General features: G+C 45.9%; 1 protein-coding gene. It reads right to left on the reverse strand.

Annotated elements, in window-relative coordinates:
- Nucleotides 1-17: 17 nt before the first annotated feature.
- Complete coding sequence (locus tag ACQVGS_RS12860) at nt 18-12,818, reverse strand: SDR family NAD(P)-dependent oxidoreductase (protein WP_491830285.1); 12,801 nt, start codon at nt 12,816-12,818, stop codon at nt 18-20.
- Nucleotides 12,819-12,833 lie beyond the last annotated feature (15 nt).

The raw sequence follows: 12,833 nt of genomic DNA on the forward strand, positions 1-12,833 counted from the left end.
CTTTATGGTTCATACGATTAACTCCCTTCTATGATGTTTTGCACACTCTTAAAATCCAAATTCCCTTGCGCCACCTCTTGCATCAAACCGATGATTTGCTCGTCACTGTACAGGCTGTTGGTTTGATTTTGCGGCAGAGCCTCCGCGCTTCGGTTTTTTCCTTCAGCTTTTAAGGCCACATAAGCAGAAAGCGCTTGGATTGTCTGGAATTCAAGAAGCTCCCGGCCGGTCAGCTTGATCTGAATGGTCTTTTCTAAATGACGCATCAGCTTTCGGCCAAGAATTGAATCCATCCCGTATTCTTGAACGTTTCTTTTGAAACTGATTTGATGCCGTGACAGGCTCAGCTCTCGTTCCAGAAATTGTACGATGATGTCTTGAATGTGTTTCTCTTCATTGGACTTGTCAGTCTCACTTTGGGCGACTTGTGACGATAGCCTAATATTCTTATCTGATGAGATCCAATAGCGTTCCTTTGCAAATGGATAGCCAGGTAACGGAACGATACGGACATTATTGTCTTCATGGAGCAGTTCCCAAGAAATATGATTTCCTTTCGTCCACCAATCTGCTATCTTTTTAAAATCTTTTTCTATGACGACCGTTTTCAGAGATGTTTCATCTCGTTCTTCTGAAATGTCTTCCGCATTCCCTGTATAAAAGGATGTAAATTGGCCGAATGATTCACCATTCTTCACTGCTTCTTCAAATTCCTTCAATTTTCGCACCAGTTGTTCCTGATTATTCACTACGATCGCCAGTCTTGCTTCCATTGCTTTTCTTCCAACCTGGAGTGTATACGCAACATCAGGTAATGAAAGGCTGTCAATCTGCTCTGCATACTCAAGCATTTGCAGAACAGCATCGTGAAGCCGATCCTCATTTTGAGCAGAAAGCACGATAACTTGCGGACATTCGGTTGGCTCTTGATGCGCGGATGCCTGCTCATCCGGAATGTATTCTTCAATTACTGCATGCGCATTCGTCCCGCTGATGCCCGTTGTGCTGATTGTCCCCGTCCTCGGATTATGATTTTTTCTGATCCATGGCTGGTTCTCTTTGTGAAGCACAAAAGGGCTCTCTGCAAACTGAATATAGGGGTTGCTCGATTCACATTCATGGGTAGCCGGAATGGTTTGATTTTTCATAGCCATCAGCATACTGATCAAAGCAACCACACCGGAAGCTGCAAATGTGTGTCCGATTAATGATTTAATCGAGCCGATGGTGCAGAATTGCTTCTGTTTCGTATATTTGCTGAACGCACCCGTCAATGCCTGTACTTCAAGCGGATCTCCCAGATTTGATCCAGTGCTGTGCGCCATCACATATTGAATATCCAGCGGATTGATCTGATATTTTTCATAAATGCTTTCTATTAATTCCGCCTGACTAAAAGGATTGGGAGCTGTCATTCCATTGGTTTTGCCGTCATAATTCACGCCGCTTGCTTTTATACATCCATAAATGTGATCTTGATCTTCAATTGCCTTTGATAATGGTTTCAGCAAAACAGCTGCTACCGCTTCACCAGGCACAAGTCCATTGGCATCCTGGTCAAACACTTTGCATTGTCCATCTGGAGAAAGCATTTCCGCCTTTGTCAGCGCCTCATAAGACATTTGAGAAATATTCAGACTGACGCCTCCGGCTAAAGCCATTTCACAGTCTCCCTGACGCAAGGCTGCGCATGCCTGATGAATGGCTACAAGTCCTGAGGAACATGCTGCCGTCAACGCCATATTAGGTCCTTTTAAATCTAATGCGTATGCAATTCGCGCAGCCAATGTGGCGTTTTGAGTGCCGGTAATGTAATCCGTCTCACCGGTTAAGTGGGCATATTCTCCTTCTTCCACACCCACATAAACGCCGCAGGACTTTCCTTTAATCCGGTTTCCCATATATCCTGCGTCCTCAAATGTATGCCATGCTTCTTCCAGAAACAATCGCTGGCGCGGGTCCATACTTTCGGCTTCTTTAGGCGATATGTGAAAAAACAGCGGATCAAATCGGTCTATGTCTTTCAAAAATGCGCCCCATCTCGGCACTTCTGCTTTCTCTGGATGTCCTTTGACTTCACGCCAGTCCCAGCGGTCTTTCGGAATTTCTGAAATGCATTTTTTTCCGTTTTTCAGATTGTCCCACAATTCATGAACCGAATCAGCTTGAGGAAACCTGCCGCTCATTCCGATAATGGCGATAGGCTCTGTGTAAAGCTGCCGGCCGCTTCTATGGCTGTTTTCTGATTGGAGTGCTGCAGAAACCGGCACTTCAGCTTTAGCCTGATTCTGAGTATCAGATGCATCACCCCGGTAAAATTCCTCGATCAGGCCTTTATGATCCGTTAAAAAGAAGCGGATCAATTCTTTTAAAGTCGAATAGCCAAAAAATAAAGCAGGCGTTATCTCGACTTTGTAATAGTCAGTTAACACGTTCGAGAATTTAGCCAAGTAGATGGAATCAAATCCAAAGTCGGCCCAGTTCTTATTCAAGTCTAGCTTGTCTTTTGAGATCTTAAGCAAGGTGTGAATATGCATTTTCAAATCCATTTCCAAACGTTTTTCAACGCTTAGGTTCTTCATCCCGCCCGATGTTTCTTGTGCAGGCGGTGCTATCATGTCCGGTTCTGGAACGGCACGTTCAGTCATTCCTAAAAAGCGGCGGACCCGGCTTGGCTGACCGGCTATGATAAGATGCTGCGCATCCTGCTGAGACAAAATATGTTCAAACATACGTATGCCTTCTTCCGCTTCTAAGAAGCGCTGACCGCTTGACTTCAGGTACATCTCGGTAGTTTCGGCATTCCCGATTGACATCCCGCCGTCCTTCCAAACAGGCCAGTTGATAACAAATGTATTACCGTGATGAAGCTTGTTTCTGTAATGTGCATAAGCCATTTGGAACCGATTCCCTACCGCATAATCACAAAAACCAAAGTCTCCTAAAATAGCAGAAGACGAAGAGAAGTAACAGATAAAATCCAGGGTTTCTTTTTTAAACCACTCGTCAAGCGCGATCGTTCCATTGATTTTCGGTTCAATAATGCGCTTGAAGCTATCCATCTCTTTTTCAAAAATAGAGGACCCGCTCTCGATACCGGCGGCATGAATGACACCATTGATGGTGCCGTACCGGTCTTTTCCGCGTTTCACGCAGTCTCCCATTGCGATCGGATCACACACATCCGCCTCTGCATACATGGCTTCGCCGCCTAACTCCCTCAATGCTTTTAGCTGCTTTTGTTTTTCTTTGTTGATAGGCGTTCGTCCTGTCAGAATGATGTTCGCGGCATAGTTTTTAGCCAAATGCTTGGCGAATAAATAACCGAGCCCTCCTAACCCGCCTGTAATCAGGTAAGTTCCCCCGGACTTCAATTTGCTGTTGCCTGGCTGTAACGTTGTCTGTTCAATCTGACATACATAACGTTTCTCATTCTGATACAAGACGGTTTGTTCGGTTGAAGCCTGTAATTCCGTCCAGATCTTACTTGTCCAATCATCCATTGATTCTTTTGGAATTTGATCAGCATCCTGAAAGATTCCTGTCACTTTCGTATTCGGAAGGACTAGCCCGAGTGAACGTTCAAATCCTATCCATGATTCCAGATAACTTCGGTCAAGACCATTTTCAAAACATCCAGCCAATAACACACGGGCAGGTTGAAGCTTCGCGGCCGCCATAGCTTGCAATAAATAGACTGCACAGGAATAATCCTGACTACAGCTTGAATCCTCCGTCGCCCATAAATAGAGGATTGCATCCGGTTCTCCATGTTCTTCCTGAATCCTACGGAAGGCTTTCTCAAAAGTGCCGGGATCCTTCCGTACAATTTGATAAGAGTATTGAGACTGTTTGCCGTACGTTTCGCCTTGAGAAACAAATATGACCTTGGTCTCTGAATCAAAGCTTTTCACAGCTGAAGCGAATGCTTGTTGCTTGTCTCTGTCAGTCAGAAAACAGACGAGAGTTGTGAAGCTTTTCGATGTGAGAGACACCTGCTGTTCTTTCCATACTTCTTTAAAGGTCATCACCTCGAAGTCTTCTTGCTCTTGGTGTTCTATATTGTTTTCAAAGGACGTTGTTCTCTTTTCAACACCTGATGCCCAGTAATGTTCCTTCGCAAATGGATATGTCGGCAGGCTGATTCGGATCGGCTTATGAGCTCCGTACAGCTTTGTCCAGTCAAAAGACAAGCCCTTCACCCAAAGATCCAGTAATTTCGTAAATTTCCCTTTGCTCATCCAGGCGTCTATCATCTTCTCCGTATCTTCATCAGCTGATAAGAGCGCTAATGCTTGTTTATTACCGTCGATACGATCCAGATACAGATCCTCTGCTTTCATTTCTATAAAATCTTGCAGCTTGCTCTCTAGATCTTCTATTGATTCGGCAATAAAGCCAAGCCTTTCCTCCATTGCTTCACGGCCTGTTTGCAGCGTAAAGGCAATCCGGACCAGATCTGATTCACTGTACCTTTTTTCGCGAACGGCAGTGAGCAGCTGCTCCGCTCTTTCTTGAAGCCGTTCACTGTTTTTCGCTGACAGCACGATCAGAGCAGGAGGATGAGCTTGGGGTGTTTGTGCCCCGGTTTTCGGAATATATTCTTCTAAGATCAGATGGGCATTTGACCCTCCGGCGCCAAAACTGCTTAATCCGGCGCGTCTTGGCACTTCCCGACCATCAATGATCGGCCGCTTCCATTCACCAAGCTTTTGCTGAACGATAAACGGAGTTTGACTGAATTCAATATTTGGATTCAAACGCTCAGCATGCAATGATGGTGCGATTTGACCGTATCTAAACTGAAACAGTATTTTTGTCAAACCAGCGATGCCGGCTGCACTTTCACAATGACCAATATTGGATTTGCTGGAGCCGATCGCGCAGAACTGTCTTTCTTGTGTATCTTCCTCAAACGCTTTTGTTAATCCAGCAATCTCAATCGGATCTCCTAATGCAGTGCCTGTTCCGTGTGCCTCCAGATAACTGATCGTTCTGGCTGGGATATTGGCATGCTGAATGGCTTCTTTAATCAGCTTGGCTTGGGCATTCGGATTTGGAACCGTATATCCGTTGGTTTTGCCTCCGCTGTTAATGGAGCTGGCCTTTATCACCCCATATATATGGTCACCGTCTTCTATTGCTTTTTGCAAAGGCTTTAAAATGACGGCACCCACTCCTTCTCCGTCAACAAACCCATCTGCGTCATCACCGAATGATTTACATTTGTCAGTTTCAGAGAGCATGTTCATGACAGATAAGTTCTGATAGTGAACAGGGTCGACAACTAAATTGACGCCGCCGGCAATGGCGCACTCACTTGATCCGCTGTAAATGCTTTCTAACGCCAAATGGATCGCTGTCAGAGAAGACGAACATGCTGTGTCAACAGCAAGGCTCGGGCCTTGGAAATTCAGCAAGTAGGATACCCTGTTGGCAATGGACCAATAGCCGTAGCCAGTAGGATAATTTTTGTTCATTACTCCGGCAAAGACGCCGACTTTTCTGCTTGAGCAGAGCGTGTCTGGCGTGTATCCCGCATCTTCAATACTCGCATAGGCGGTTTGCAGGAATAATCGCTCCTGAGGGTCCATTCTTTCTGCTTCTAGCGGAGAAATTTGAAAGAATAAAGGATCAAAAGTATCCATACCTTTGATAAATCCGCCCCATTTTGTATAAATCGAGCCTTCTTTTCCTTTTTCTTTATCGTAATATGCTTTCCAATCCCAGCGGTCTTTCGGGATTTCCTCTATACAATTTCTTCCTTCTTTTAGATTGTTCCAAAATTCTTCTGCTGTCTCCGCCTGAGGATAACGCCCGGATATGCCGATAATGGCAACATCACGGCTGACCGGTGCTTGTGCCAGTGATGGTGCTTCTTTCTCGCGGCTGCGGCCAAGCTTACGATAGCGCCGGGTTGTGTCAGGCGCCTGCCCAGCCTCCTGTGAAGATTTGTTATTGATTGCTACCGGCTTGTCATTTTGCACTTGACGGTCAAGGCCTGTCAGTCTCAAAAGTGCTGCTTTTTTCGTTTTGATTAAGTGTTCCACTAACGCGTCTATTGTCTGATACTCAAAAAATAAAGTGCTGCTCACATGGTCCAGTTCCTTACGTAATGTATTCGTGAGCTGAACAACGACAATAGAATCGATTCCGTACTTTTCAAGCTGTTCAGATGAATCAATTTTACTTGCAGGGATTTTCAATGTTTGTCCGATTAGTTTTTTCATATACTCGGTGCTTTTTTCTATCAAGACGGCATCATTTGATGATCCGCCTATCTCTGAAGCTACGTTTTGGACAGATGCCGGCTCCTTCCTCGCTGAAGAAAAATCCTTTTCTGCAGGAGGCACCATTTCCATAGCCATACGGCGCACCACTCCGTTGCTTGAGGCTGCTATGATCTGGTGACTGAGGTCATGTGCTGCTTCTGCCGGGAAGAACACGGATTCAAAGCCTTCGCTTTCTAAGACCTCTTTCCATTTGTTTGGATATAGACCAGGACAGCCGGGAATTCGCAGCGCAGGATCTTCATACAGCCACCAGCCTTCCAACAGTCCGAAGGTGATGTGTGGAAACAAGCTGTTTCCCGCCATTTCATTTAGTAACAGCAGTCCGTTGTGCTTCATCACAGCTTTTGCATGCCGCAGCGTTTGGCGAATATTTTTTGTCGCGTGAAGAACATTAGCGGCAATTACAACGTCATAGCCGCCTGCCTCGATTTCCTGCTGATCGATTGGTTTTTCTACGTCAAATAGCTGATATGTCAGGTAAGGATTTTCCGCCCCATACTCTTTTTCTGCATGCAGCAAAAACGCCTTTGAAAGATCTGTATAACAATATTCTCCTATATGATTTTGATAGGTTTTCAGTTTTTGAAAGATTCCGGCACTCGTGCCGCCAGTACCTGCGCCTATCTCCATAATGCGAATGGGGGTTTTAGGGTCCTGTTTCAGCCGTTCATCTACGTAAGCTGTTAACGTATCAGCGAGCACTGTATTGAAGTAGTCTGCAACTTGGTTATGCTTGTAAATACCTTCCACCAATTCCATTGACGAATGAGGGAACATGATATCTGTCGCAGGCACCTTCCCTGTCAGGATATCCGGTAATGCTTTCAGCATGGCCTCAGCTAACACAACCATCGCTTTTGTGTTGCTGTCTTGGAGCCATTCTGCTTTTTTTGCATCCCATTCATTCCAAAGCATGTCTATATCCGCTGCCTTGTCCTTCCTCACCAAAGAATCTCCATCTTTTTTAAGGTAGTCTTGCTGCAGAAGGAATTCGCTGCTTTGCCGGAGCCACTTTTCATAAAACTCACGAGTATTGTTGTTTCGTTGAAGACGTTCAACCGATAATGTATGACCATCAAACAGCCCGGCCGTCTGCAGCTGCGCTAACAGAAGTCTGTAAAGGAGAGCGTCCAGCTCCTCGTGTGTTACTCTTTTTATTTTCCGTGTTTCCGGCAGGCGTCTCTTCAGGCTTTCGGCGTCTATCGAAGGCTGCTGCGGGTAAAGGGTGATGAATTCCTTCTGATTCACGCCTTCGACTGCAACAGATTTAGTCGTATGAATGAAAGCCGTTTGGCTGACAGGCCCTGAAAGCAGGGCTTCTAACGCTTTCATCCCTTCCTCAGGTTCAATTAAGCCTAAGCCAATTTGATTCATGAGCTGCACATAATTTTCATCTTCGGCCGCTTCCCTGTTCCCCCAATATCCCCAATTCATGACGTTAACGGGACAACTCCAGCTTTGGGACAGCCGGTAAGCAAATGCATCTGCGAACGCACAGCCAGAGGCATAATGGCTTTGCTTCACATTTTTGATATGGGACACAAGCGAAGAGAAAAATAGAGCAAAATCCAAATCCTCCTGCTGAAATACTTGGGCCATATGAACACTTACATCCACCTTTGCCGCCAATCCAGCTCTGAATTCTTCGAGCGTCATATTTTCCAGGCTTTGTTCAAATAAAACCATTGCAGAATGAACGATCCCATGAATATGAGGATGGCGTTTTTTCACTTGTTCATAAGCCTGCTGCAATGAATGCATATCCGCAGCATCGGCTGCAATATAGTAAGGCGCAGGTCCAAGTGCCGAGAGACGGTTTAATTTTGCCTGGATGGCATCATTGATTTGACTGCGTCCAATCCAAACGATCTGTGCCTGATAGCGGCGGATCATATACTCACTCCATGCCTCTCCGATGTACCCAGCTCCTCCAATAACCACATACACTCCGCCGGTTCGATATAACGTATCATTTGAAGGGGATTGCTGATAGGGAATCAATTGCTGCTGATGCCATTGGTGATTCCGATAGGCCCACGCGTGCCCAAGACGGTCTGCAGGGAGTGTAAACATCTGTTTGATCGGCCAAGTGCAGCCTTCTTCAAGGTCAATCAGCCGGATATTCCAATGCGGATATTCCTTAGCCATTGTGCCAATGAGTCCATGAATGCTAGCATGAGCAGGATTGACAGCTTCATGCTGAGTAATCGGCTGCGCTTGGACGGTGATAATTGACCATTCCAGCTTTTCCCCGCCATAGCCTAATTGAAGAAGTGCTTTCACAAGCTTAAATACGTGAAGAACGTTTTCTTCCTGTTCTTCAATAAACATTTGCTCTGAGTGTAGCGGAGCAATCCACAGTACATGGTCAATGCTGCCGCACGCTTGCAGCTTGTTCGCTATCGTTTCCATGTGATCTGCCGGCTGGATATCCAAAACCACAGCCTGAGGATAGTATTGTTTCATTAACTTCTGTTCGTGCTCAGTACCCCCTAATAAAACGGCTTGTCCACCGGCAGCAAAGACACCGCTCTCCGCATTTGGAGACACTGGTTCCCAGACAGGAACCATCATCGTATGTCCTATCGATGAAGATCCCGCTGCTATTGCTTCCGGAGATTGAGGTTCTCCTTCCAGCGCTCTAATGGAAGCACCCTTCATTTGCACACAGACATTCCCGTCTTCATCGCATAGATCAATATCATACTTTCTGATTTTGTCCTCTGCCTTACTGTCTGAACTGAATCTAATATAAGACCACATTTCAGAAGGGCAAGGGGCAAGAATGTTAAGTTCCTGCATTGCAAACGGCAGAGACAGCTTATGGACTTGAGCATCCGTATTGACTGAGCTAACGATAAAACCAATCGATGCATGGAAAGCGGCATCCATCAAACTCGGATGGAGCATGAATTGCTTCTTACCGTCTTCCAAAAAAGCGGGCAAGGAGATTTTTGCAAGCAATTGTTCGTGTCCGATAAGCACTTTTTTAATCCCTTGATAGCCCTCTCCATAGTCAAGCCCTATCTTCCGAAACGCCGCATAGCATTGCTCTGATGTCACTGTGTCCAGACTGCATTCCGCCTGCAGCGCTTTAATATCTAAAACAGGAATGTCCGGTTCAGCCCCTAGGATTGCAGTCCCTTGGCTGTGTATCATCTGGTTTTCATCTTTGCTGTAAATCTCATAGCTGATCTCTCCGCTCTCCTCAGGATAAAGACCAATATGTATCTCTTTTGGTTCACTTTCAATCGCGATAGGACGAATCCAGACGATGTCTCTGAGCGACACAATTCTTTGTCCCTCTCCCAGATCACCCGCTGCTTTTTCCGCTGCTTCCCTTGCCATTTCTAAATAGGCAACACCCGGCAGGATTTTCTGTCCCTGCACAACATGATCTGATAGAAAAAATTCCTTGCCTGTGAAGCTAGAGCTAAAGCGCTGCTCAGAAAAGTCTGACGTATTCCTATGCAGCAGCGGATGTAATGCAGCATTCGTTGTTCTGCCGCTGATTTTCGTCTCAGGTGCCGGTATCCAGTAGCGTTCTTTTGCAAACGGGTAGGTTGGAACACTTATTTTAAGCGGCTTGCGAGCGCCGTAGAGTTCATCCCAGTTGACCTGTTTTCCTTGAACCCATGATTCCGCGATGTTCTTCAAATCTCCCGCTTTTGCCCCGGTAAACCCTTGGCCCTCTTTGGCCTGTCCGGTCCAGCAGCGATCGGCTTCTTCACCTTTTACAAATGCTTGAAGTTGATGAATTAGATCCTTTATGTCTTTTACGATGAAGGCTGCCCGCTCCTCCATTTCCACCCGTCCTGCCTGCAGTGTATAAGCAAGCTCAAAAAGATTAATGTCCTCGTGAAGAAACTCAATGAGTTTGCCGGCGTATGCTTGCAGCCTGTCTATATTTCTCGCCGACAAGGGGATAATTGCCTCTTCATATTTCACAGAAACAGAGGCTGAGTCGTTCTCTGCCGGGATGTATTCTTCCAAAATGATATGCGCATTGGACCCTGACGCTCCAAACGAACTTACACCGGCACGGCGGGGATACTTAATCTCCATTCCGTTTTCTGTCAATGCCGGCTGCTCCCATTTCTTTGCTTCGCGCTGAACAAAAAACGGTGATTGATCCAGCTCCAAATAAGGATTCAGCTCTTCTGAGTGTAGGGATGGGACCAGCGTTTTATAATACAGCTGCAGAACGGTCTTCGTTAACCCGCTGATGCCGGCTGCAGATTCAGCATGGCCAATATTTGATTTCACAGAACCGATCGAACAAAATTGCTGATCCTGCGTATTTCGGCTGAAAGCCTTCACCAATCCTTGAATTTCAATTGGGTCTCCTAATGAGGTGCCGGTGCCATGCGCTTCCACATAGCCGACCGTACGCGGATCGATTCCTGTTTTTTCTAAGCAGGTTTCTATAACATCGGCTTGCGCTATAGGGCTCGGAACCGTAATACCGCTGACTTTGCCTACATGATTAATGGCACTTCCTTTGATGACGGCATAAATCCGGTCACCATCCTGTTCAGCTTTTCGCAGAGGCTTTAATAATACCGTTCCAACCCCTTCTCCAGAAACGTATCCGTCACCGCCTTCGCCGAATGTATGACAATAGCCGTCACTCGAGTGCATCCCCACACTGCCATAGCTGATATATTTAGCTGGATGCAGAGATAAATTGACACCCCCTGCTATCGCAGCCTCACATTCACCATTCCGGACGCTTTCTATCGCCAAGTGAATGGCAGTCAAAGAGGATGAGCAGACCGTGTCCACTGCCATGCTTGGCCCATGGAAATTACAGTAGTAAGACACTCTATTGGCGATTTGCGCATAGTTCAGTGACAAAGGAAATGGATTTTGTTCGGATAAAGCTTCAGCACCTATAAGGGAATAGTCCTTATGCATGACACCGGCAAAGACGCCGACATGCCGTCTTTTATTAGCGCCTCGCTGTGCAGCAATTGTCTCAGGCGTATAACCTGCATCTTCAATGGCTTCCCAGCATGTCTCTAAAAATAAGCGTTCTTGAGGATCCATGGTTTCTGCTTCTCTGGGAGAAATTCTGAAGAATTGCGGATCAAAACAATCGGCATCCTCAATGAACCCGCCCCATTTTGAAAAGGGCTTTCCAGAAGGTGTTGTCAGTTCATCGAATTCCTTCCATTCCCACCGTGATTTCGGAATTTCACTGATGCAGTCTGTTCCAGCCTTAAGATTTTCCCAAAATTCTTGTATGTTTTTCGCCTTAGGATAACGGCCTGCCATCCCAATGATCGCAATGTCCTCCGCTTTTTTTGGCGGGGAAGAAAGAGCATCTAAAGACTCCGGCAGTGATGCAGGAGACTGGCGGACAGCATCGTCCGCCTCTCCAAACAAATAGTTTTCAGCCAAATGCGCTGATAATTCTGCAATCGTTGTATATTCAAACAGCAAAGTGGGAGAGAGATCTTCTCCAACATGAGATCCTATCGCCTGAACAATTTCAAGCAAGGATGGCGAATCTAACCCAAGCTCATAGTACCCGGCGTGAATATCCATTTGTTCTGCCGGTTTTTCAAGCTGTTCAGCCAGCAACTGACGCAGTAACCTTTCAAACGCATTGTATTTCCGGCCAGCGTCATGAGAGACAGAAGTTTCTTTTACCACTCTCTCTTCCTGGAGCTGATCGATTTCTTTTTCAGGCTGAAAGGCCTTCGCATCCCGGACAGACTTGCTTGCGAAGTTTTTAAGTTCGGCTATTTTTTGTCCAGAAGAATTAAAATATTCAATGGTCATATAAGTAAGCTCGTTTTTCTGGCGCACGGAGGAAGCCTGAATGCGCGCCGCACATTCTTTTTGTAATGGCTCCGAAGCTGTAAAGGATTCGAAAAACAAAGGCAGATACACAGTCTGTTCGTTTTTATTTACACTTGAAAGCAAGCCGCTTGACCCTAAACCGCTGCCGTCGATGAGCGTCGGATGAAACATAAAAGCCTCAGAATGAAGCAATGCTTCTTGTCCGACAGATACATCAATCAAAACGGCCTCTTTTGTTTCATACACCTGTCCTTCTGCTTTCATCATGCCTGTATGCACTAATTCTTGACGGCGGCATTGATCATAAATGTCGTCCAAATTCAGAATTCGGCCGGCCGCTTTTTTCCATTGATGAAGGTCAATCTTTTCCGTGAAAGCAGCTGGTGCTTTATGATGCATCTCGGCCGAAGCATATCGTCTATGACCTGATAACGACTCTCCATGCTGTTTTTGCCCTTCAATTAAGATGGACCATGTCCCTTTTTTGCTTTCAGACACTTGGATTGTCAGGGCAATGTCATACGATGCTTCCGCGATTAAAGGATAAAAAATGGTCAGATTTTTCAGTTCTAGCTCTTGATAAGCGTAACCATGTTCTTGGAATACTTGATAAATCAGATCTATATAAGCAAGGCCGGGTAATAACGCTTGTCCATATACCTTGTGATTGCACATGATAGGATTATTTAATGAGATGCGCAGCTGTTCAGTTATCATGTTCCCACTCCTCTC

It is taken from the genome of Bacillus sp. SD127 (assembly GCF_058566445.1).

What these genes read in the sequence shown, in the direction of transcription:
- ACQVGS_RS12860 (WP_491830285.1), bottom strand. Translation starts at nt 12,818, where the DNA reads ATGATAACTGAACAGCTGCGCATCTCATTAAATAATCCTATCATGTGC.